The organism is Cellvibrio sp. ATLC23 (assembly GCF_057196725.1).
In genome coordinates, this window is the sequence record NZ_JBXUOS010000006.1 from 36,427 (window position 1) to 60,066 (window position 23,640).

Genomic DNA, 23,640 nt, shown 5'->3' on the forward strand with positions numbered 1-23,640 from the left:
AATTTGCTAAGAAGGATACCAAGACCCTGAAAGGGTCGCGATTGTATCGCAAAACCAGTGCGGCGAGAACCGCGCCAGGGAATATGGATGCGGCGGTGCAGATTTAAAGGGGCATGCGCAAACAAAAAGGCAGCAGCAAAGTGCAAGCTGGATTAGGGAATTTGGGAGCGATGCATGCGCGCTTGCACTCCCGCCGCATGTTTAACCACCCAGGCTGGCATAGCTTTTTCATATTGGCGCGGATTGGGCAACATAACTGCCATGCGCGCTGCCGCCGAAGGGCCTATCTGCGCAGCGGGAACCTTGTAATAGTGACGCGCAGCGGCTTCGGCACCAAACACGCCATTGCCCCACTCCACCACATTTAAATACACCTCCAAAATCCGGCGTTTATCCCACACCAGTTCGATCATCAGCGCAACTACTGCCTCCTCTGCTTTACGCACATAGGAGCGCGAGGGCGATAAAAACAGGTTTTTCGCTAGCTGTTGGGTGATGGAGGAACCGCCCGCAACGGATTTACCTTTGCGCTGATTCTTTTTCAGCGCCTGTTCGATACCGCGCAAATCAAACCCTTGATGCTGCATAAACCGGTCATCTTCAGCGGCAACTACCGCGCGTTTAAGATGTGTAGAAATATGCGCATAATCCACCCATTGCTGTTTCAGTTCCGCCTTGGGATTTTTTTCGCGCAGCTCATCCAGCCGGATCGACATAAAACTCGTTTCACTTGGATTCACCCACTTCCACACCAGAACATGAGCAAACAACCACAGCTGATAGATCAGCAATGCAAGCAAGAGCCATTTCAAAATTCGCCACAGACTGCGCCAGACAATTTTCATCTATTAATAATCACTGCAGCTGCTCTTGTTGCTGCACTCGCAATTCCATTGCGGCAGCGGCGGCGCGAGCTTTATCAAGCGCCGATTCCTGTACTGGAGCTTTAGGCTCAGCAGGGCGTTTTTCACGAATAGGAGCGGAGACTTCCGGCGCCGAGATAGCATTGCGCGTATCTATCGCTATTTGCTCCGCATTACTAGCGACAGGCTTATCACCAAAATGCACCTGACCATTAGCATCCGTCCACTTATACACTGTGGTGGGCGGCGCTGGCTCAGGCTCGGAAACCTTATCTGCAACTGTTTTCATCGCCTGTTTGGCATCCGCAGCCAATTGATTGGATGACCACAATTCCTGTAAATCCACCCACCAATCATCGCCCATACGCTCGCGCATATCGCGCAGCGGCATCTGCCCAGTATTGAGATAGATCAGGTAGTTACCAATAAAAAAGACCAACAACACCACCGTAAGCGACTTAAACAGCAAGCGTTTCATAAAACTCTCTAATAAGACAGATCCAATGGTTTAAGAGAGCTCAACACCAATATTGCCACCCTCATAAATCAGCGGCAAAAATTGCAGTGAGCTAGTACAGGCCGGGGTAGTTGGATTACCGGTAGTCAAATCAAATTCAATACCATGCATAGGACAACGCAAGGCGTTACCAGTGCAGGTTGCATAGGTCAGCACCGCACCTGCGTGCGGACACTCATTTTTAATCAGCATGGTTTTGCCATTTTCCTGCAGCAAGAGCAGATTATGGCCAGCCAGACTGACCGGCTTACGATAGCCATCGTGCAATAGATGCAGTTTTTCCAAAGCAACAAACGACATGATAAATCCTCATTAGAACCCTGATTGGGCAGCCCCCATTCTGGCGACTTATCCAACAAGACGCCAGCGGCGCTTACTTATCCGACAAATTCTAGCCACAATTGCCAAGCAACCAGATAGAATGGCGCCCTCTCCCAGCATGAATATCTGGCACTGTTTAAACATGGTTTTGTACGTAAAAGCAGTATCGAGCCATTCGGTAAGTTCTTGCACTTTTAATGCGGCAGCCTTGTTATGACCGACTCTCTTTACCTGGAGCGCTTAAAGCAGCTATCAACGCGCCTGGTATCCTTGCAAAAACCCATCCGCATTCTTGATGCCATTAAATGGCCACAAGGAGTGGAGCAGCGTTTCCGCGAGCAGCAAGGCAAAGAGTTACCCGCACTGGGGGCTAATTATTATCAACAACAAAAGCTGGGCTTTGATCCAGATACCGTTAGCCAACTATTAAAAGAATTGAAAAACGATGTGCGCCGCCAATTAGGGCGCGATGATGCACTGGGCAAAATCCTGCAGGCAACAATTGATCAATACCAAATTGTGATTGAGTTGCTGCGCTTTCGCGGTACCGATCAGTTCGGTCATTTCAGCCGCCAACTGTACGGCTCCGCCAGTGACAACCTGCGTGGCGATCGCAAAACCCTGCGCCAAATGGGCGAGCGCTTGTGCCATATTTTTTCGTTGCCTGCGGTGGAGCATTTAAATCGCCCCTACACTAATCACATCAGTTCAGAAGAGGCAGTCACCACGCTACAAGCGCGCATGACCGATTATTTCGGCGCCGGTGAAGTGCGTGTACAAATCAGCGATGACATAGTGTCGGACGCCTCTGCCGGTGGCGACTGCATTAAAGTAAATCGCCGCTCCTCTTTTTCTGAATTGGATTTGCAAGTGTTGGAAGTGCACGAAGGCTGGGTGCATATAGGCACTACGCTTAATGGCCGCGAGCAACCTTGGGCAACCTGGTTGAGTGTCGGGTCGCCGCGTATTACCGCAATTCAAGAAGGCATGGCGGTATTACTGGAGACGCTGACCTTCAGCTCATTTCCACAGCGCGCACGGCGCATTAGCGACCGGGTTGTCGCGGTGGATTTGGCGGAACAAGGCGCGGATTTTTGTCAGGTCTATCGCCACTTTTTAGAGCGCGGTGTGAGCGAGCACGACAGTTATCGTGTAACCCAGCGGGTATTTCGCGGCGGCACATTAACTGGCGGATCAGCGTTCACCAAAGACATTTCATACGTAAAAGGTTTTGTCGAAAATGTGAATTTTATTCGTAGCGCGATTCAATCCGGCGTGCCGGAAATTATTCCCATGCTGTTTGTCGGCAAGGTGACACTGGATGATTTACCGCTGCTGTACGAGCGTCATTTGGAGGGGGTAATTGCCGCGCCTAAATATTTGCCGCCGATGTTTAAAAATTTAAATGGTTTGTATGTGTGGTTTGGTTTTTCGAGTGGCATGTCGGTAATGAATATCGCACGTGTGCAGCAACATTTCAGCAAGCTGTTCGATAAAATGCCAACTCCACCACCACAAGCTGATGGCATTGATGCCGAAATAGATTGAGTTTGATTGTAAATTATGACGTATTACAAAGTTGTACTCTCAGGTGAGAATATTTTTTTTGAAAACGCGAGCCACATAGACAGTGACGCGCCGGAACCGGTTATTGGTTTTATTGCTTGCAAATTAATACAAACTGACACTGAAGAATTGGCCATTGCAACTGCCAAGCGAGATTTGCTTGTACAGTGGAACCAGAGTTTTAATTTGGATCGGAAGTTGGGCATGCCCAAATTAAAGCTTGAGCATATTGCAGAAGTGCGCGGCTGGTTTAAACCCAAAAGCACCCATGATTATTATTGGTTTACCGATAACAATCACAAACAGGAACAACTGGAAAAATTCACTCAGCAGCCGCGCCACTGGTTCTGGCGCAGCTCAAAAAAAACAGTAACTAATGAGGGGACGGAAAATAGCGGAGAATAAATCAGGCCGTTGCTGCGACAGCCTGAGTTGGATCAAGTAGCTGTAATAGGGTCGCACGTAGGCCGGGTGAATTAATTTCTTCGCTGCGAGCCGAAAGCGGTGAATTACCCACCCACTCAAAGCGCCAGCGATACAAATGCGTTGCATCACTGGCATCACGCACTTCAATTAATTCAAAACGACGCGCATCCAACGCAAACTTTTCCCGCAATTGGAAAGCAAAGGGCTCAGCATTTTTACCGACAAAACTGGAAGCTTGCTGAGTGGGCGCCATCACAAACACGTAATCGCGACCTTGATATTGACAGTGACAGACGCCGAGATGGACTTCCTGCCCAAGACGATTGTGTAATGAGGTATCGACAAATAAAGGATTCATCAACATATAAAAGGTTCCGCTGCGCTTTTTATTGTTGAGTTGATGTTAAATTGCCACATCACTCACTTGGTTGATTATTCGCCACCCGGTTCCGAAAAAGTCCCTCTGCTGCGACGAGGCGGCAGTCTACGCACAATTTATGACAGTTCAAGCAAAAGCGACGAACAATTCTCTAGCAGTAGATTCAGGAATAATTTTGTTACTTTATTGCCAAGCGCAGGGAACACCAGTGACAAATCCGCCCGCTGTCCTGTATCTGCATCATGACAATCTGGTAAAGTCATCTCTTAAGGCTGCAGCGAATCTGAATAGTTCCTTAATTTATTCAGATTACAGCACATTATTTTTGTTTATTATTTGATCGCCATTTTGCGACACCAATATTTGCCCAAACAACTGGGCTTGCATCGCCGCCACACCAGTAGAAAGGAATAATCATGCCACCAACATACCTGCGCATCGCATTGCGCACCGCCTCTTTTTTATTATCTCTTATAATAATTTCCACAATTTCTGCATGTACTTATGTTTCTCAGGGCGTGTTAGTTGATAGCGATCGTCATGCAAAAATTGCCCAACAAGATAGCTTTGGCGATAGCGCTAACCGGGTCGTTTATCCAGAACAAAATTGGAGCGGCGCAGATAGCCTCTGGTTTTATAATGTTACGCAGGGTTCTAATCTGCTCCCTTACGATATTTTTTTACACCTCGAAACAGCCGATAGTGAAGCGCTGTTTCGCAGCGATGAAAACATAAATCGGCTTCGCTATTTGCCGCAAAAAGCCAGCTTTGCCAACCCGGATGGACTACCAGTCGGTTGGGTGAAAGATGAACACGGAGGCAAGGAGTTTATTGGCTTCACCTGCGCTGCATGTCATACCAGCCAGATTAATTATCAAGGGGCCGCCATTCGTATCGACGGCGGCGCAACTCTGGCCGATATGGAGCAGATGCTAAAAAGCTTGTCGCTGGCATTACAAGCAAGCCTGGAGCAGCCCGACAAATTTGAGCGCCTCGCCCAAAAAGTACTGCAAGGGAAATACCCTGAGAACAAAGAAGCCTTCCGCGCGCAGCTAGTGGATACCGCACAACAGATTGCCAGTTACAACCAGATCAACGACCCGCGCCATGGCGAACAATCCGTCGCCTATGGTTATGGCCGGCTGGATGCGTTTGGGCGCATCTACAATCGGGTACTTGCGCACCTCACCCCCAACGAGCCCAATTTCAACCCAGCCAGCGCACCGGTAAGTTATCCCTATTTGTGGGATACCCCGCAACACGATTTTGTGCAGTGGAACGGTGTGGGTGATAACGAGCTTGCAGGCCCGCTGGGGCGCAACACGGGTGAGGCACTAGGTGTATTCGCGCAATTCGATTTGCATCGCAAAAAAGGTGACATTGGCTATCGCTCATCAGTGGTCGTGCGCAACCTGACACGTATGGAGCGCCATCTGGAGAGTTTGTGGTCGCCAAGCTGGGAAGATCTGGCGCAGCAAAATGTGCTGCCCGCTATTAACCCAGCCCTGGCCGAACAAGGCAAACAGGTGTTTATTGAATACCAGTGCCACACCTGCCATGAGGCCATCGACCGCACCGACCCCAAGCGCCGCATCATTTCGCAATTCGCCAGTTTGCAAACGATTGGCACCGACCCTTATATGGCGATGAACGCACTCAATTATGCTGGCAAAACCGGCTACTTTGAGGGTAAACGTATTAACCCACTCAAACCCAATTCACCGCGTTTTCAAGCGACCAGCCCGGTATTACCAGCTTTAAGTGCGGCAGTTGAAGGGGTATTGGTGGAGCCGGATCACGATAAATGGCTGGTTCGCCGCTGGGCAGAAAAACTCTACGACCTGATTAGTTCAATGTCCGACAACCCGATCAAAAAAACCGAGCGCCATTTGGACTTTGAGGTCGTCGATAAAGATAACCCCGCTACTCTCGCCGCTTACAAAGCACGCCCGCTCAATGGTATATGGGCTACTGCACCTTATTTACACAACGGATCTGTTCCAAGCCTATATGAATTGTTTATGCCCAGCTGCAGCGACGCCGAAATCGCCAGCGGTAAAACCTGTCGCCCCAATCGCTTCACCCTGGGCACCCGCGAACTGGATGTTATCAATGTGGGGGTTGTACAGCGCGATCCACAAGAGTTCCCCGGCCTGTTTGTGTTTGACACCAGCCTGCCCAGCAACTCCAATAAAGGCCATGAATATGCTGCCGGTATCACCCCCGTATTTGTACTGGATGACAGAGGCCGCCCGGTAAAAGATGCACAGGGCAAACCGAAAATGCAGATGCTGCAGCCAATCAACAGCCACCAGCGCTTGGCGTTAGTTGAATACTTAAAAACGCTGTGACACAGCCACAAGCTCATCGCCCGATTTTACCGCCGGGCGATGAGCTCTTGAGCAAACCGCACAGGTTTCACAATTGCTCACAACTTGCCGTACTTATTTCCACTAAATTACCCGCACCATACAAAATCACTGAACCAATCCTCCGCTTTGAGGGTCTTTAGCCCAGCTCGATGCAAGCGAGAGTCAAACCCCCAAGCTTCACCAGTGCCCGAATAATGCTGGCGATTTGATTGACACCAAGCGCCGCGACACACAGAATCACCGACCAGTTTTAAACCTCAGGAACATGCTGAATGAATATTGACCGTTTTTCACCGCTACTAAAGCGTACCACCCTGCTTCTCTCGTTGATGGCAGGCTCATTTTTACTGGCTGGCTGCGGCGGTGGCAGCGATAAAAAATCCTCGGCAAGCTCTTCATCTATTAGCAGCTCATCCTTACGCAGCAGCTTCAGTGCAGCCTCTGTACCGCCAAATGGTTCAGGTATTTGGCCCAGCGTAAAGGTAGAAGCGCAAACTCCCAAAGTGCTGACCTTCCAGTGGAGCGCAGTTGACGGAGCCACTTTTTATAAGCTTTATAAACACGATGCAGCGACCGGCGGTGTAGAGCAAGTGGGCGACGATTTGACCAACACCGAGACGACCGATGAAATCGGCGTACACGTGCACGATTGGGTCAACAATTACTATTACGTAGACGCCTGTAATGCCAGCGGCTGCCAAAGATCCAACCTGACCTTTACCGCGACCGAAATGATCAAAGCCATTGGCTATTTCAAAGCATCTAACGCTGAAGCCAATGATTTTTTTGGTTGGAGCATTGCCCTGTCCGCCGATGGCACTACCCTCGCAGTAGGCGCACCAACCGAAGACAGTAAAGCCATAGGTGCAAACGGCGACCAAGCCAACAATGACAGCACCAACTCTGGCGCGGTCTATGTATTCATTAAAGAAAACGGTGTATGGATTCAACAGGCCTACCTGAAGGCATCCAATACCGAGCAACCAGATTTAAACCCCGCCCGCATGCTGCCAAATGATCGCTTCGGTTACAAAGTTGCACTGTCCGATGACGGAAATACCCTGGCGGTATCGGCGCTACTGGAAGACAGCCCATCCTATGGTGTGAACTGTAATCAGAATAACTATGAAATAGTCATTAGCTCTGCCTCCTCATCAAACCCTTCTAGTGACTTGCTCGGAGCTGTGGATTTAAATGTAGGGGCTGTTTATATTTTTACTCGCTCTGAGAGTAACTGGTTGCAAGATGCGTATGTAAAACCCATTTTTTCCTTAGAACACGCGTTCAGTCGCCCCAAAGTTGAACTGCGCTTCGGTGAAACTATTGCACTGTCAGGCGACGGGAAGACTCTTGCGGTCGGCACTACGAGCGATTTTATTGCTAGAAGTGGTGTATTCAATTTCGGTAATAGCGCTAGCTCGTTCGACAGCACATCTTCAGTTAGCACATGCTTAGAGTTCTACCCATCCAGCAGCTCGTCCATCAGCAGCTCAAGCTCGAGCAGTTCATCGTCAAGCTCAAGTAAATCCAGCACTAGCTCATCATCCAGCACCAGCAGCTATTCCGGTGGAAGTGGCTCAGGCGCTGTCTATATGTTCCGTCTTAGAGAAAATGGCTGGGTCGAAGAAGCGCACGTAAAAGCATCTAACGCGCAACAAGGCGATGCGTTTGGTGCAAGCATTGCTCTCTCCACTGACGGCAACACCCTGGCAGTAGGCGCCATAGGGGAAGACAGTAATGCAACAGGTGTGAATGGCGATCAGGCGAACAATACCTGTTACTACCTCAACGAGTCAGGTTACGTGATTGAGCCGGAATGCAAAGAAGCTTCAAAAAATCGCATCCGCGATGTAATCAATAACGGCGCAGCCTATGTTTTCAAGCGCAGTGATCAAATGTGGATCCAAGAGACATACCTCAAACCAAGCAGTACCTTTATCGATACATTTTTTGGTTCCAGCGTCGATTTATCCGGTGATGGCAATATGTTGGTGGTGGGTGCGCCTGGAGACGCAAGTAAGTCGACAAGTATTAACGGAGAGACAACTCAAGAGATCGACTACGCAAATACTGGAGCTACCTATGTATTTATTCGATCCGGGACTGAATGGTCGCAAGAAGCCACGCTAAAACCATCAACATTAACTCATCATGATGGCATCAGTTTATTGAGCCGTAATGACGGAACTCAATACATTAAAGTGCAAGGTGGAGGCCAATTCGGCGGCAATGTGAGCCTCTCCCAAGACGGCAAGACCTTGGCGGTTGGTTCATTCCGTGAGTCAAGTAATGCCAAAGGCATTAACGGCGATCAAGGTGATACCAGCGCCGCGCGCTCTGGCGCCGTATTTGTGTTCAAACGCAATAACACAGTGTGGACACAACAAAGCTATGTTAAAGCTAGCAATACCGACAGCGACGACCGCTTTGGCGTGAACGTAGATTTGTCAGCGGATGGCAAAACTATGGCAGTTAGCGCGCACCGCGAAGCCGGCCGCGGTTATGCTGCCGCATCCAGTGGTGCCAGCACCAGCTCGGCAACGAGCAGCAACAGCTTAGATCAAAGCGACAACTCAGCTGATGCAGCCGGTGCCGTGTACGTCTACTAAATATCAGTAGCGGTAAAACAAAAACGGGATGCCATCGCATCCCGTTTTTTTTGGTTTTTATCGCCAATACAGCGCAAAACCCGCTTCATCTTTTGCCGCAACAAACCCCGCGCAGACCCACAAATCCCCCACGGCGACTAACTCATCGCCGCTAAATACCAGTGGCACCTTGTCGCGCAGCCAAGGCTCCAAGGCGTAGTCCTGCAGCAGTTTTTTTAATGTTTGCGAGTGCGCACGGCCTGCGGGTTTACAGCGTTCACCACCAGTGCGATAACGAATCTGCAATGCAGGTAAATCAGCCTTCAAACGCAGTGATGAATCATCGTTTGTTAATTCAAACTGCAGTTCCATTTCCGGCAATTGTACGGGTAGCAGATACAAACGCTGGCGATAGGTTTGCAGCGCGACATTACCCCAGCTGACGCGGGTTTGTGCATCATCGCGGCCATGAATAATTTGCCGCTCGATTTGCAGCCAATGCAATTGTTCAGGTGTGGTGTAATGCAGCGAACGCAACCAAAAGCGCAGCAGGTTTTGTTGGCGTGTTGGCGACAATAACCGCAATGTATCAAGCTCAATACTCTGCCCTACTCGCGCGGCCTGCGGCGCGGCGCGCCATAAATCCTCGCGCGCAAGCTCTTCCACAATTGCCTCTTGTTGTGCGCACAATTCTGCGGTCTGCTGCCATTTGCGTTTAAATTCCGGCCAGCGATCTTGCAACAGTGGCATCACCTGATTGCGCAAAAAATTGCGATCATAATCATCATCCAGATTGCTTTCATCATCCACCCACTGCAGTTGATGCACACGTGCATAGACCTCCAAATCCGCACGGGAAAAATGCAGCAGCGGCCGCACCAACAAACCCGCACCCAGCGCACGCACAGAGGCCATCGCCGCTAAACCACGGGGGCCGGTGCCACGCAGTAAACGCAGCAGCAGTGTCTCGGCTTGATCATTAGCGTGATGCGCCGTGAATAAAACATCATTAGGGGCAAGATTTTTTTCGAACACCGCATAGCGAATTTCGCGCGCCGCGTCTTCAATGCCTTTACCGGAATTTTCAACCCGCACTTTTTCAGCGTGAAACGGCACCGCATGCTGCGCGCAAAAATCGGCGCACTGAGCTTGCCATGCATTGGCATTGGGTGAAATTTGGTGATTGATATGCAGAGCGCGCAGCTGTACCGGCAAAGCCAATTGCGTTAACGCATGGAGCAGCACAGTAGAATCCAAGCCTCCGCTAAAACCGATCCACCAGATAGCGGATGGCGAAGTAATGGGAGGCAGATAAGTGCGTAATTGTTCAGCGGTAAAATCCATAAGAAAATCCAGTTAGAGCCGGCATTAAAGCCCAAAGCCACTCAAATAAAAACCCTGCCTTGCTCCTGCTTCGCATTGAGAGGCAAAATACCGCCCTTCTTTGTTATTGCGTCAGGCGACACTCCTTATGACCAGCATTCCCTACGGCCACTGGCCATCGCCCATTAGCGCCGAATTGCTCACCGCCCAAGGTGTGCGCATCAGCGAGCCACAAGCCGTTGGTGATTATGTTTACTGGCTGGAATCGCGCCCACAGGAAAAAGGCCGCAGTGCACTGGTGCGCGAATCAGGTGGCATACGTGAAGACTTGCTGCCTGCACCGCACAGTATTCGCACCCGCGCCCACGAATATGGCGGCGCGCCCTATCTCGCTACCGCCAGCGCCATTTTTTATGTGCTGGATAGCGACCAGCGAATTTATCGCTACGATCTGGCCAGTAATAAAACCCAAGGGCTTACGCCCGAGGGCGCTTATCGTTACGCGGATTTTTGTTACGACGCAGCACGCAGGCGATTAATAGCGGTGCGTGAAGATTGCACACAAGATGCACATCAACCCAGCAGCAGTATTATTGCGCTGGATCTCACCAGTGGCGAGATACATACCCTCGCACAGGGCGATGATTTTTATTCCAACCCACGCCTGTCGCCGGACGGAAATCAGTTCAGTTACCTGTATTGGAATCACCCCAATATGCCTTGGGATGGCACCGAGTGTGTGCTCGCGCAACTCAATCAACGCGGCGACATTATTAACCGCGCGGTGATTGCCGGTGGAATCACTGAATCTGTTTTTCAGCCGCAGTGGTCGCCAGCGGGCGAATTATTTTTTGTATCGGATCGCAGCAACTGGTGGAATATTTATCGCTGGACTGGCACAGAAGCTGAAGCCGTTTGTGTAATGGAGGCAGAGTTCGCCACACCACAATGGGTGTTTGGCATGAGTAGCTACGGATTTTTATCGGCGTACGAAATATTCTGCTGTTTTAGCCAAGAGGGATATTGGCAATTGGGCAGCATCGATTTAACCAGAGGCAAGCTGAAGATCATCCCCAGCGAGTTGCGCGATATTGCCAACATTCATTGCCACAATGGCAAAGGTTATTTCATCGCCGCCAGCGCAAAACAGAGCACGCAGCTTTGGTTTTATGGTGCCGATGGCAGCCACGAAAAAATTGCGCCACTCACCGCAACAGCGCAATTAATTGCAGCAGATTTTTTTGCCACACCGCAACCAATCGAATTCCCCACTCGCGATGGCGAAAGCGCACGCGGATTTTTTTATGCACCCACCAACCCCAATGTAAAAAGAACCACCGACCAATTACCACCGCTATTAATCATGTGCCACGGCGGGCCAACCGGTGCAACCGAAAGTTCGCTCAATTTAAAAATCCAATTCTGGACCAGCCGTGGTTTTGCTGTACTGGATGTCAACTATCGCGGCAGCACCGGCTACGGCAGACGCTATCGCGACAGGTTAAAAAATAATTGGGGCATTACCGATGTGATCGACGCGTGCAGCGGTGTGGATTATTTAGCAGCGCAACACCTCATCGACAAAAATAAAGTCGCCATTCGCGGCTCCAGCGCGGGCGGTTACACGGTGCTTGCCGCGCTTACCTTTAGCGACGTATTTAAAGCCGGTGCCAGTTTGTATGGCATTGGTGACTTGGAAGCCCTCGCGCGCGACACCCATAAATTTGAAGCGCATTATTTAGATTCACTAGTGGGAGCCTATCCTGCGCAGCAAGAAACCTATCGCGCGCGCTCACCGATTCATCACATAGATCAGCTCAACTGCCCGGTGATTTTTTTGCAGGGTTTACAGGATAAAGTGGTACCGCCGGCGCAGGCAGAAGCCATGGTCGCTGCACTGCAACAAAAAGGCATAATGACCCAATACGTGACCTTTGGCGATGAAGCTCACGGCTTTCGCCAAGCGCAGAATATCCAGCGTGCGCTCACTGAAGAATTGAATTTTTACCTCACTGTTTTTGGAGATAAGTAATGGGACGTTGGCGCCCGCCGAGTGAAAAAGGTTCTGCGTATATTACCGCTGCCGGGTTTAAACGCATGAAAGATGAAGTCACCCAACTGTGGAAAATTGAACGCCCACAAGTGACGCAAGTGGTGCACGAAGCCGCCAAAAACGGCGACCGCAGCGAGAACGGCGATTATATTTACGGTAAACGCCGTCTGCGTGAAATTGATTCACGCGTGCGCTTTTTATCCAAACGAATGGAAGCGGTTACCGTGGTTGATCGCCTGCCCGAAGACCAAAGCAAAGTTTTTTTTGGCGCCTGGGTAACATTAGAAGATGAAGATGGCAATGAAAAAACCTACCAAATTGTCGGCCCGGATGAGTTTGAAGTTGCAAGACAAAAACTCAGTATGGATGCACCCTTAGCGCGGGCAATGATGGGCAAACGCGTGGATGACGAACTGGTGCTAAAAAAACCGGAGGGCGAGGAGTTTTTTTACATCACTCGCATTGAATACAAACCCTATGATCAGGAATAAATTATGAAAACTTTATCGTTCTTAGCGCTCGTAATTTTCGCTCTAACAGCCTGTAGTGCTGATGAAAAAACTGCAAAACCAGAAGGAATATTAACCGAAACACAAACCAAAGCGCTTGAACAAAGCAAAACGCTAGAAGAAACCCTAAAGAAAACAGAAGAAGAGCGCCGCAAAACGCTAGAAGCTGCAGAGCAATAGCAGCCAAATAGTCGCAACAGCTCCAGCCTGATTGCGCCAGCGAAAAATGCTATAGTGCGCCCCATTTTTTCGGCTGGCCGATTCACCGCGTATCGCCCCGCCATAGACTTCAGCTTTGACAGGTTTATTCCATGACCCAATTGCCTCGCAAAATTCTCGTCACCAGCGCCCTGCCTTATGCCAATGGCTCAATTCACCTTGGCCATTTGGTGGAATACATCCAGACCGATATTTGGGTGCGTTTCCAGAAGATGCGCGGCGTGGATTGTACTTATGTGTGCGCCGACGATGCCCACGGCACCGCGATAATGCTCAAAGCCGAGCAATTGGGTCATTCGCCTGAACAACAAATCGCCAATGTAAAAGCCGAGCATGAAGCCGATTTTGCCGCGTTTAATATCGCCTTTGATAACTATCACTCGACTCACTCGGAGGAAAACCGCGAGCTGTCGAGCATGATTTATGGCCGGTTGAAAGCCAATGGCCATATCGCCAGCAAAAGCATTACCCAGGCTTACGACCCGGAAAAACAACTGTTTTTGGCCGACCGCTACATCAAGGGCACCTGCCCGAAATGTAAGACTGAAGATCAATACGGCGATAATTGTGAAAAATGCGGTGCAACCTATTCGCCGATGGATTTGATCAACCCCAAATCGGCGATTTCCGGTGCAACTCCGGTGGCGAAAGATTCTGAACATTTCTTTTTTACCCTGCCCGAGTTCGGCGACTTCCTCAAAAACTGGACTCGCGCCGGTCACTTGCAGGATGAAGTGGCCAACAAAATGGCCGAATGGCTGGATGCGGGTTTGCAGTCCTGGGATATCTCCCGCGATGCGCCCTACTTCGGTTTTGAGATTCCCGGCGAGCCGGGCAAGTATTTTTACGTCTGGCTGGATGCGCCCATCGGTTATATCGCCAGCTTGAAGAATTTATTGGATAAAACTGGCGGCGACTGGGAAGAGTATTGGAAGCCGGATTCGACTGCCGAGGTGTATCACTTTATCGGTAAAGACATAGTCAACTTCCACGCCCTGTTTTGGCCTGCGATGCTGCACTCGGCCAATTTGCGCACCCCCACCAAAATCTGTGTGCACGGCTTTTTGACCGTGAACGGCACCAAGATGAGTAAATCGCGCGGCACTTTTATTAATGCCCGCACCTATCTCGACCATTTGAATCCGGAATACCTGCGCTACTACTTTGCCGCCAAGCTGACCAGCGCGGTGGACGATATCGACCTGAATCTGGAGGATTTTATCCAGCGGGTGAATTCAGATTTGGTCGGCAAGGTGGTCAATATCGCCAGCCGTACCGCCAAGTTCATCAATAACGCCGGTGGTGTGCTGGCGACTGAAGTTGCCGATGCGGCGCTCTGGCAAAAGTTTGTCGATGCTGGCGAGACTATCGCCGATCACTATGAAAACCGCGATTACAGTAAAGCCATGCGCGAGATTATGGCCCTAGCGGATGCCGCCAACGAATATATCGCCACCCAAGCGCCGTGGAAGCTGGCGAAAGAGGCCGGCGCCGAAGCGCAAACCCAAGCGGTTTGCACCCTGGGCATCAATATGTTCCGCGCCTTGCTGACTTACTTGAAGCCAGTATTACCTGCGCTAACTGCCGACGCCGAAGCCTTTTTGGGTGAAACCCTGAATTGGAATGCGCCGGTGAGTTTCCGCGCCGGTGAGAAAATCAACGAGTTCAAACCACTGTTAACCCGTATCGAAAAAGACAAGGTAGATGCCATGATCGACGCCAGTAAAGAAGCCTTGGCAACTGCGGCTACCCAAGCTAGCGCAGCGAATGAACAAGCCACAGGCCCACTGGCCGATGAACCCATCGCCGCCGAAATCGATTTTAATGATTTCGCTAAAGTGGATTTGCGTATCGCCCTGATCGCCAACGCCGAACATGTGGAGGGCTCAGATAAATTGCTGCGTCTGACCCTGGATTTGGGCGGCGAAACCCGCAATGTGTTCTCCGGCATTAAAAGCGCTTACGACCCGAAAGACCTGGTCGGCAAACTGACCGTGGTGGTCGCCAACCTCAAGCCGCGCAAAATGAAATTCGGCATGAGTGAAGGCATGGTGTTAGCAGCAGGGCCAGGCGACAAAGAAATCTACTTATTGGAACCGCACAATGGCGCACAGCCCGGTCAACGAGTGATGTAACTCCCCTTGCCATCGCCCTTCTCCCCCTTGTTTTAAGGGGGAAAGGCAGATGGGCAAATCAGAAGAATCGATTACAGATATTCATAAACCCCATAAGGCTTTATGTCATTTTGATTGAGAATCCTTCTCTGCTTGCCGATAATACGCAAGCCAAATCCACCCCCAGCGACTTTCCTTTATTGGACAACCACCATGAGTTTCAGCGAATTAGCGATCATTCTGCTCAGTACTGTTCTGGTGAATAACTTTGTGCTGGCACAATTTCTTGGCCTCTGCCCGTTTATGGGCGTGTCCAACAAGCTTGAAAGCGCCATCGGTATGGCCGGTGCAACCACCTTTGTGATGACATTGGCATCGATCTGTACCTACTTAGTAGATAAGTGGGTACTAACTCCGCTGGATCTGCAATATTTACGCACCATCGCCTTTATTCTGGTCATCGCGGCCGTGGTGCAATTTGTAAAAATGTTTATGGAGAAAACCAGCCCCCTGCTGTATCGCGTACTCGGGGTGTTTTTACCGCTGATTACGGTGAACTGCGCAGTGCTGGGTGTCGCGCTGCTCAACACCCAAAAAGCCCACAGCTTTTTTGAATCGACCATGTTCGGTTTTGGCGGCGCCTTGGGTTTTGCGATGGTACTAGTGCTGTTTTCCGCGATGCGCGAACGCTTGGCCGTGGCCGATGTGCCCGCACCTTTTAAAGGCGCGGCGATTGGCATGATCACCGCCGGTTTAATGGCACTTGCCTTTATGGGCTTTGGCGGGCTGGTTAGCCTGCAATAACAAACAAGCCTTACTAACAAAGCACAAGCCTTGCTAACAAAGAGAGACACATGATCGATTTTATTTTCCAAAACCCCATCCTCAGCGCCCTGCTTGCGCTCGGCGGACTCTCGGCTGCGTTTGGCGCCGTGCTGGGTTTTGCGGCAGTGAAATTCAAAGTGGAAGGCGACCCGATTGTTGAACAAATTGACGCCCTGCTCCCGCAAACCCAATGCGGTCAATGCGGACACCCCGGCTGCCGCCCCTATGCCCAAGCCATCGCGGCGGGTGAAGCTATCAACAAATGTCCTCCCGGCGGCCAAGCGACCATCAACGCCTTGGCTGACCTGCTCGATGTCGAAGCGCCATCACTCGACTCAGAACACGGCGAGCATCTGGATATCAAACGCGTTGCCTATATCCGTGAGGACGAATGTATCGGCTGCACCAAGTGCATTCAGGCCTGCCCGATGGACGCAATCCTCGGTGCCGCCAAACATATGCACACAGTGATTGTCGATGAATGCACCGGCTGCGACCTGTGTGTCGAACCCTGCCCGGTGGACTGTATCGATATGATCCCGGTGGAAACCGACCTCAAAACCTGGAAATGGGATTTACCGGCGACCAACCAAAAACCCGTATTTCATGTTGTCGCCCAAGAGGTGAATTTGATCGCCTCTGATTTAGGGCGCGGCCAAGCCTTTGGCGGCACACATGACGGCGACAAAGCCGCCTAAATGACGAGAAAGTTGCCTAGATGACAAGCCTGATCAAAGTGTGGGAACTGCCCGGCGGTATCCATCCACCCGAACACAAAAGCCAATCCCTGCAATTACCGCTGGGGTCATTGCCCCTGCCGCCGCTATTGGTAATTCCGCTCAACCAACATATTGGCACCCCCGCGCAACCGGTGGTGCAAGTGGGCGAGCGCGTGCTGGCCGGGCAACTGATCGGCGCGGCCGACGGTACGTTTAGTGCCAATACTCATGCATCCACCTCTGGCACCGTCATCGCAATTGAAGAGCGGGCAATTCCCCACCCATCGGGCATGAACAGTGAATCGGTAGTGATTGAGCCGGACGGCAAAGATGAATGGGTCGAGTTAACGCCCTGCGACAATTACCTCAGCCTGGATCGCTTGGCGCTGCTGGATAAAATCCGCGCCGCTGGTGTTGCTGGTCTGGGCGGTGCGGGCTTTCCCACCGCAATCAAACTTGCGCCCAAATCCACTCAGGTGATCGACACCCTGATCCTCAACGGCGCCGAATGTGAGCCCTACATCACCGCCGATGACATGTTGATGCAGGTGCGCGCCGACGAACTGGTCGCCGGCACCTTGCTGCTGAGCCACATATTGCATCACCCCAAAAACCTGCTGATCGGCATTGAAGACAATAAACCCAAAGCCATAGCAGCGGTCAGAGCCGCCGTGGCCGGTGCGGCGGTCAATAACCCCGAAGCAGCCAAGATTCAAGTCGCGGTGTTCCCGACCAAATACCCCTCGGGCGGAGCCAAACAGCTCACCCAAATTTTGACCGGGCGGGAGATTCCCAGCGGCCATCACTCGGCCGATGTCGGGGTGATCTGCGTCAATGTGGGCACCGCAGTAGCCGCGTGGCGCGCGGTGCGCTACGGCGAGCCATTGGTCTCCCGTATTACCACGGTGGTAGGCGATGCGCTCGGCACCCAGCGCAACATAGAAGTGCTGTTCGGCACCCCAATCAGCTACGTGTTAGAACAACACTGTTTTGCTGACAACCGCGCCTCGCGCGTGGTGATGGGTGGGCCGATGATGGGTTTTACCCTGCTCGATTTGCAGTCGCCCATCATTAAAACGACTAACTGCATCCTCGCCCCCAGCAAACAGGAATTGCCCGAACCGCAACCGGCGCAAGCCTGTATTCGCTGTGGCATATGCGCGGAGGTCTGCCCTGCCAGCCTGCTGCCGCAGCAGCTGTTTTGGTATGCCCAAGCAGAAGATTTTGAGCGACTGGAATCGCACAATCTGTTCGATTGTATCGAGTGCGGCGCCTGCTCTTATGTCTGCCCCAGCACCATTCCGCTGGTGCAGTACTATCGCGCCGCCAAAGGCACGATTCGCCTGCATGAGATCGAAAAAGAAAAGTCTGACCGCTCGCGCCAGCGTTTTGAATTCCGCCAGCAGCGCATCGCCAAAGAAGAGGCAGAAAAAGAAGCCAAGCGTTTAGCCCGCCAAAAAGCCGCAGAAGAGGCCAAGAAAAAACTGGCCGAAAAAGCCGCGAACACCAGTGCCGCGCCCGCTGCACCAACGGATGTACTGAGCGCCGCCGTCGCTAACGCAAATGCGGTACAAGCCGCGCCAGACGAACAAAAAGCCAAACTGGAGCGTTTGGTCACCACCGCCAAAACCGCGCTGGAATTCCAGCAAAAACCGCTGGTGTCCAATAAAACCAACCCGGTGATTAGCGATGAGCAGCTGGTAAAACAGCAAGTGCGCATCAAACAGGCCGAGTTAAAACTCGCCGAAGCCGAGAAAAAACTCGCTGACTTCTTGGCGCAGACAAGTGCCACCCAGATCAATACCGCGCCGGCAAGCACAGCGCCATCTGTCGCAGCCGCAGTGGATATGAACGACCCAGTCGCCGCTGCCATCGCCCGCGCGCAGGCCAAGTTGACTATGTCGCCGGAAGATAAGGCCAAAGCTAACCTCGAATCCCTGCGCACCCGCTTGGCCAAAGCGGAAGAAAAAGTTGCCGCCGCTAAAACCGAAGGCAGCGCTAACTTGGATGCCTTACAGCAAGGCGCCGACAAACTGCAGCAAAAAATTAGCGAAGCACTGGCCGAGTTAGCCGCCTTGGGCATTAAAGACGAACCGGCACCCAGCCCAGCATCAGAAACAATACCAGAAGCAGCACCGGCAACCACCGAACAAAGCGCGGCGCAGGCTGCCATCGAAAAGGCCAAAGCCAAAGCAGCGGCTATGGCGAGCATGAGCGATGAAGAAAAACGCGCGGAACAGATTCAATCCCTGCAAACCCGCTTGAACAAAGCGCGCGAGCGTTTAGCCAAAGCTGAAGCAGAAAACGATGCCAATGTGGACGCCTTCCGCGCAGGTGTCAGCAAGCTGGAAGAGAAGCTGCAAGAGCTGGCGTAAACAATCATCATCCGCCGCAACGATTTTCAATGAGATAAACGAATGGCGTTATTAAATATCACCTCCCCCCACACCCACGGGGCCAATCGCACCGGGCGCCTTATGCGTCTGGTGGTCTATGCCACCTTTCCCGGCATAGTGGCGCTGACCCATTTTTTCGGGATCGGAGTATTAATCAATGTGCTGCTGGCGAGTTTAAGCTGCATCGCCTTTGAAGCCTTAGTGCTGAAACTGCGCAACCGCCCGATCCAGTTTTATCTGCGCGACTGCAGCGCTCTGGTGACCGGCGTATTGATTGGCGTATCGCTACCGCCCTACTGCCCTTGGTGGCTGGTGATCAGCGCTGCGTTTATCGCCATAGTGCTGGCCAAACAACTCTACGGCGGCATGGGTTTTAACCCGTTTAATCCGGCGATGGTCGCCTATGTCCTGCTGCTGATTTCCTTTCCGGTACAGATGACCGCTTGGGCTACGCCCCTGCCCTCACTTGCCGATGGCCAAAGCCTGCCCAGTTTGGTCGCCGCACTCGATAAGATCTTTTTTAGCGCACCAATCGATGGCTACAGCTCTGCCACCGTGCTGGATGTGATGAAACAAAATGCCGGTTTAACGCTGGATGATCTTTATAAACAAGAAGCAGTATTTACCGATGGCCGCTGGGCAGGTGCCGGTTGGGAGTGGGTGAATATTGCGTTTTTACTGGGCGGGATTTACCTGCTCTACAAAAAAGTATTTACCTGGCACGCACCGGTTTGCATGCTGCTCGCGCTCGCGCTGATGGCGGGTGTATTTTACGACTCCGGCAGTTCCAACTCAGGCGGTTCACCCATTTTCCACCTGCTCTCTGGCGCGACTATGCTCGGCGCATTTTTTATTGTGACTGACCCAGTCAGCTCAGCCGTGAGTGTGCGCGGCCGCATGGTGTACGGCGCGCTGATCGGCGTGCTGGTTTATGTGATCCGCACCTGGGGCACCAGCTACCCAGACGGTGTGGGTTTTGCGGTATTGTTATTAAACTTCGCTGCACCCTTTATCGATTACTACACCACTCCGCGCACCTATGGCCACAAAAAGCCACGCCGCGCGACCGATAGCAGCAAACAGGATGGAGGTCACTAATGCTCGGCCAATCCATAAGTAAAAACAGTTTACTGCTCGCCGCCTTTGCACTGGCCACCGCCGGTACACTTGCGCTGACCAATCTCGGCACCAAAGACCGCATCGCCGCCGCCGAGCGTGCCGCACAACAGCGTGCACTGTTTGAAATAATTCCGCTGCAAACTCACGACAATGATTTGCTTACCGATATCACCCCGGTACCGCTCGCAGCGCAGGAAACCTTGCACGTAGGTAGCGCTGCCACTATTCATCGGGCGCGCTTAAACGGCGAGATCACTGCCTTGATCGTTCCGACTGTGGCGCGTGATGGTTACTCCGGTGATATCGAACTGATTGTCGGCGTCAATCGCGATGGCAGTGTTGCCGGTGTGCGCGTGATCAAACACAAAGAAACACCCGGCTTGGGCGATAAAATTGATTTGAAAAAAAATCCGTGGATTTTGAGTTTCAATGGCAAAAGTTTACAACTGCCATTTAGCACTGCATGGAAAGTAAAAAAAGACGGCGGCGAGTTTGATCAATTTGCCGGTGCGACAATTACACCGCGCGCAGTGGTCGGGCAAGTAAAACGTGTACTGGAATTTGTCGCCGCCAATCAAGCGCAATTATTTAGCGATACAGTTGCCAACAACACCCAGCCACACACAGGTGAACACCATGAGTAATGGCGTAGATTACCAAGAGATTACCCGCAAAGGTCTATGGAGCAATAACGCTGCGCTAGTGCAACTGCTCGGCCTCTGCCCGCTGCTTGCGGTCAGCTCGACCGTTGTAAATGCACTGGGCTTAGGGCTGGCAACCCTGCTGGTATTGATTATTTCCAACGTGGTGGTATCGCTGATTCGCCATCAGGTGAGCGATGCAGTGCGCCTGCCCGCGTTTGTGATGATTATCGCCTCTGCGGTGACCTGCACCGAATTATTAATGAAAGCCTTTACCTACGAGTTGTATTTAATTCTCGGCATTTTTATTCCACTGATTGTGACTAACTGCGCGGTACTTGGCCGCGCCGATGCCTTTGCCAGCAAAAACAAATTACTGCCCTCATTAGTTGACGGTTTTATGATGGGCATGGGTTTTATGCTGGTGCTAATTGCGGTGGGCGCGGTGCGCGAACTGCTGGGCACCGGGCATTTATTTGCCGATATGCAGCTGATTTTTGGCGAGTCTGCACGCAGCTGGCAATTGAATATTTTTGGTGCTAGCTACCCCAATGTGATTTTTGCCTTGTTACCACCCGGCGCATTTATTGTGGTAGGGTTTTTAATTGCGGGCAAAAATGCAATCGATGGCCAACTGAAAAAACGTGCCGATGCACGCAAAATTCAAACGGCCAAAGGCAGCAAACGTGTGCGCACCACCGGCTCGGTAGCCTAACCCAACGAGGAAAATAGAATGTTTGAACAAGACAATCTGATTCAACTTTTTAATCAGTACGTGGTGCCGTGGAGCATCAAAATTTTGCTCGCCTTCCTGATCTTTTTTGTCGGCCAGTTGATTGTAAAACTGGTGAGCAGTGCATTGGGTAAAGTGCTATCACACACCAAACTCGACGCCATTCTGATCGACTTTATTAAGTCTCTTGCACGTGCGCTATTAATGGTGATTGTTATCATCGCCGCACTCGATCAATTAGGCGTGAATACCAATTCCGTAATCGCTATTTTGGGTGCCGCCGGTTTGGCCGTTGGTTTGGCATTGCAGGGTTCACTGCAAAATTTTGCCGCTGGTTTTATGCTGCTGATTTTCCGCCCTTTTAAAGCAGGTGATTTTGTTGAAGTCGCAGGCACCTCCGGTATTGTCGATAAAATAGGGATTTTCTCCACCATTCTGCACACCGGCGACAACAAACAAGTCATCATTCCCAACGGTACTATCTACAGCAGTAACATCATCAATTATTCGGCGCGCAGCACCCGTCGTATCGATATGATTTTTGGTATTGGCTACGGCGATGATATGCGCAAAGCGCGCGATGTGATCAATTCTATCCTCGCACAAGACGAGCGTATCCTCAAAGAACCAGAGCCGGTTATTGCAGTCGGTGAACTAGGCGCTAGCAGCGTGAATTTTTACGTGCGCCCCTGGGTGTTAACTGAAAATTATTGGGCAGTGAAGTTCGATGTGACCGAAAAAATCAAACAAGCATTTGATGACAACGGCATTAGTATTCCCTTTCCACAAATGGATATTCATTGGAATAAACCAGCTGAGTGATAGCGACTATTCGGCGAGGGCACTTGTCCTCGCTCTCTCCACAAAACTGTTTCACTTTGAGCGTTAAAGCCATCCTGCCTGGGTGCTAATTAGAACTCTTTGTTTAATGCGCCAAATTAGCCTTGACGCATCCCCCCCCTGCTCTTAACCTAAGCGCCCTTTTTTTCCTGAGTTCTGGTTGCTGTTATGACCTATTGCGTTGCGATCAAAGTCGATGCCGGCCTGATTTTTTGCTCAGACTCGCGCACCAATGCGGGTGTTGATCAGGTCAGCACCTACAGCAAGATGTACCAGTTCGGCATTGAGGGCGACCGTCAAATCGTCATTAACTCTGCCGGTAACCTTGCCACTACCCAATCTGTGATCGCCAAAATCCGCAAAGACATCAAAGATGGTGCCGATGTCAGCCTCGCCACGGTTGAGAGCATTCACGATGCCGCCGATTACGTCGGCGAGATCAATATCGCTATTCAAGAGAAACATGCTCAACACAACAACAATGTGAGCTTTGAAGCCAGCTTTCTGCTCGGCGGGCAAATTGGCTTGGAATCACCAGCAGTTATGTTGATTTATCCTCAGGGCAATCACATCACCACTTCGGATCAAACCCCCTACCTGCAGATTGGCGAGAGCAAGTACGGTAAGCCGATCCTCGACCGTGTGCTCAAACCGGAAACCGGATTGGACACTGCCGCACTCTGCGCGCTGGTCTCCATGGATTCGACTATGAAGTCCAACCTTACCGTTGGCCCACCGATCGAACTCATGAGCTACGCCACCAATAGCGGTTTTATGCAACACACAGTGTTTGCTGCCGATAACCAATATCTGCACGAACTCACCAAATCCTGGGATCAGCTGATTGTGGCGGCATTCCTACAATTGCCACCACCGCCACCGCAGGTCTGAGTTGTCAGCACCGAAGAATGTAAAAGCGCCAGCATCCACTCGATACTGGCGCTTTTTTGTTTCAAGCCAACGCATTTGCTTGGCCCCTGCGCTTATGGTGCAGTTATTGCCTTAGTAATAACAACAGCCCCTCAACCAATAAAACAGGTAAGCTAGGTCACACTCAGCGCGATCCACAGAGCGTAACAACCATTGAGGATGATAAGAACTTGCCCTTTTCCCAGTC

General features: G+C 51.3%; 22 protein-coding genes. 16 read left to right on the forward strand and 6 right to left on the reverse strand.

Going from position 1 to position 23,640, the window contains the following annotated elements; genetic code table 11:
• Positions 1-152 precede the first annotated feature (152 nt).
• Genes mtgA through AC2CG4_RS11100 form a run of 3 tightly spaced genes read right to left on the reverse strand, consistent with a single transcriptional unit; the run spans position 153 to position 1,680 of the window.
• A complete protein-coding gene (mtgA, locus tag AC2CG4_RS11090; protein WP_484486315.1) occupies positions 153-845 on the reverse strand; it encodes a monofunctional biosynthetic peptidoglycan transglycosylase in 693 nt (230 codons plus the stop codon).
• A gap of 10 nt (positions 846-855) precedes the next feature.
• Entirely contained in the window at positions 856-1,341 is a 486-nt protein-coding gene (locus AC2CG4_RS11095) for a DUF4124 domain-containing protein (protein WP_484486316.1), read from the reverse strand.
• 30 nt (positions 1,342-1,371) lie between these two features.
• Positions 1,372-1,680, reverse strand: coding sequence for a Rieske (2Fe-2S) protein (locus tag AC2CG4_RS11100; RefSeq protein WP_484486317.1), 309 nt, complete (start codon positions 1,678-1,680; stop codon positions 1,372-1,374).
• A gap of 234 nt (positions 1,681-1,914) precedes the next feature.
• Between AC2CG4_RS11100 and AC2CG4_RS11105 the strand changes: the two genes are divergently transcribed.
• Both AC2CG4_RS11105 and AC2CG4_RS11110 read left to right on the forward strand, forming a co-directional pair.
• Positions 1,915-3,249, forward strand: coding sequence for a flavohemoglobin expression-modulating QEGLA motif protein (locus AC2CG4_RS11105; RefSeq protein WP_484486318.1), 1,335 nt, complete (start codon positions 1,915-1,917; stop codon positions 3,247-3,249).
• A 15-nt stretch (positions 3,250-3,264) separates the two neighbouring features.
• Positions 3,265-3,672, forward strand: a complete 408-nt coding sequence (locus tag AC2CG4_RS11110) for a hypothetical protein (protein ID WP_484486319.1) — start codon at positions 3,265-3,267, stop codon at positions 3,670-3,672.
• A gap of 1 nt (position 3,673) precedes the next feature.
• Here AC2CG4_RS11110 and AC2CG4_RS11115 read toward each other — a convergent pair whose 3' ends face one another.
• Together AC2CG4_RS11115 and AC2CG4_RS11120 are read right to left on the reverse strand one after the other, a co-directional pair.
• The gene (locus AC2CG4_RS11115) at positions 3,674-4,057 is read right to left on the reverse strand and encodes a hypothetical protein (protein WP_484486320.1); all 384 of its coding nucleotides are present in this window, start codon (positions 4,055-4,057) and stop codon (positions 3,674-3,676) included.
• A gap of 334 nt (positions 4,058-4,391) precedes the next feature.
• Positions 4,392-4,559 carry a hypothetical protein gene (locus AC2CG4_RS11120; protein WP_484486321.1) on the reverse strand — a complete coding sequence of 56 codons (168 nt, stop codon included), beginning with the start codon at positions 4,557-4,559 and terminating at the stop codon, positions 4,392-4,394.
• Between the two features lie 31 nt (positions 4,560-4,590).
• Between AC2CG4_RS11120 and AC2CG4_RS11125 the strand changes: the two genes are divergently transcribed.
• Together AC2CG4_RS11125 and AC2CG4_RS11130 are read left to right on the forward strand one after the other, a co-directional pair.
• Positions 4,591-6,423 (forward strand): di-heme-cytochrome C peroxidase, encoded by a 1,833-nt coding sequence (locus AC2CG4_RS11125; protein WP_484486322.1) that lies wholly within the window; start codon positions 4,591-4,593, stop codon positions 6,421-6,423.
• Between the two features lie 293 nt (positions 6,424-6,716).
• A complete protein-coding gene (locus AC2CG4_RS11130; RefSeq protein WP_484486323.1) occupies positions 6,717-9,053 on the forward strand; it encodes an FG-GAP repeat protein in 2,337 nt (778 codons plus the stop codon).
• A gap of 57 nt (positions 9,054-9,110) precedes the next feature.
• Here AC2CG4_RS11130 and tilS read toward each other — a convergent pair whose 3' ends face one another.
• The gene (gene tilS / locus AC2CG4_RS11135; RefSeq protein WP_484486324.1) at positions 9,111-10,376 is read right to left on the reverse strand and encodes a tRNA lysidine(34) synthetase TilS; all 1,266 of its coding nucleotides are present in this window, start codon (positions 10,374-10,376) and stop codon (positions 9,111-9,113) included.
• Positions 10,377-10,503: 127 nt separating this feature from the next.
• Between tilS and AC2CG4_RS11140 the strand changes: the two genes are divergently transcribed.
• The 12 genes from AC2CG4_RS11140 to AC2CG4_RS11195 all read left to right on the forward strand — a co-directional run bounded on the left by AC2CG4_RS11140 (position 10,504) and on the right by AC2CG4_RS11195 (position 23,414).
• A complete protein-coding gene (locus tag AC2CG4_RS11140; protein WP_484486325.1) occupies positions 10,504-12,387 on the forward strand; it encodes a S9 family peptidase in 1,884 nt (627 codons plus the stop codon).
• Positions 12,387-12,899 carry a transcription elongation factor GreB gene (gene greB / locus AC2CG4_RS11145; RefSeq protein WP_484486326.1) on the forward strand — a complete coding sequence of 171 codons (513 nt, stop codon included), beginning with the start codon at positions 12,387-12,389 and terminating at the stop codon, positions 12,897-12,899. Before AC2CG4_RS11140 ends, greB begins: the two co-directional genes overlap by 1 nt.
• Before the next feature lie 3 nt (positions 12,900-12,902).
• Complete coding sequence (locus AC2CG4_RS11150) at positions 12,903-13,097, forward strand: hypothetical protein (RefSeq protein WP_484486327.1); 195 nt, start codon at positions 12,903-12,905, stop codon at positions 13,095-13,097.
• 131 nt (positions 13,098-13,228) lie between these two features.
• Positions 13,229-15,271: a methionine--tRNA ligase gene (gene metG, locus AC2CG4_RS11155; RefSeq protein WP_484486328.1), complete on the forward strand. Its 2,043-nt coding sequence runs from the start codon at positions 13,229-13,231 to the stop codon at positions 15,269-15,271.
• Between the two features lie 192 nt (positions 15,272-15,463).
• On the forward strand, positions 15,464-16,054 hold the full coding sequence (rsxA, locus tag AC2CG4_RS11160) for an electron transport complex subunit RsxA (protein WP_484486329.1): 591 nt from the start codon (positions 15,464-15,466) through the stop codon (positions 16,052-16,054).
• A gap of 50 nt (positions 16,055-16,104) precedes the next feature.
• Positions 16,105-16,773: an electron transport complex subunit RsxB gene (gene rsxB, locus AC2CG4_RS11165; protein ID WP_062066385.1), complete on the forward strand. Its 669-nt coding sequence runs from the start codon at positions 16,105-16,107 to the stop codon at positions 16,771-16,773.
• A 20-nt stretch (positions 16,774-16,793) separates the two neighbouring features.
• Positions 16,794-19,169 (forward strand): electron transport complex subunit RsxC, encoded by a 2,376-nt coding sequence (gene rsxC, locus AC2CG4_RS11170; protein ID WP_484486330.1) that lies wholly within the window; start codon positions 16,794-16,796, stop codon positions 19,167-19,169.
• A 42-nt stretch (positions 19,170-19,211) separates the two neighbouring features.
• The gene (gene rsxD, locus AC2CG4_RS11175) at positions 19,212-20,288 is read left to right on the forward strand and encodes an electron transport complex subunit RsxD (RefSeq protein ID WP_484486331.1); all 1,077 of its coding nucleotides are present in this window, start codon (positions 19,212-19,214) and stop codon (positions 20,286-20,288) included.
• On the forward strand, positions 20,288-20,953 hold the full coding sequence (gene rsxG / locus AC2CG4_RS11180) for an electron transport complex subunit RsxG (protein ID WP_484486332.1): 666 nt from the start codon (positions 20,288-20,290) through the stop codon (positions 20,951-20,953). The genes rsxD and rsxG overlap by 1 nt, the downstream gene beginning before the upstream one ends.
• Entirely contained in the window at positions 20,946-21,665 is a 720-nt protein-coding gene (locus AC2CG4_RS11185; protein ID WP_484486333.1) for an electron transport complex subunit E, read from the forward strand. The genes rsxG and AC2CG4_RS11185 overlap by 8 nt, the downstream gene beginning before the upstream one ends.
• An 18-nt stretch (positions 21,666-21,683) precedes the next feature.
• Entirely contained in the window at positions 21,684-22,505 is an 822-nt protein-coding gene (locus AC2CG4_RS11190; RefSeq protein WP_484486334.1) for a mechanosensitive ion channel family protein, read from the forward strand.
• Positions 22,506-22,691: 186 nt separating this feature from the next.
• Positions 22,692-23,414, forward strand: coding sequence for a proteasome-type protease (locus AC2CG4_RS11195; RefSeq protein WP_484486335.1), 723 nt, complete (start codon positions 22,692-22,694; stop codon positions 23,412-23,414).
• Positions 23,415-23,640 lie beyond the last annotated feature (226 nt).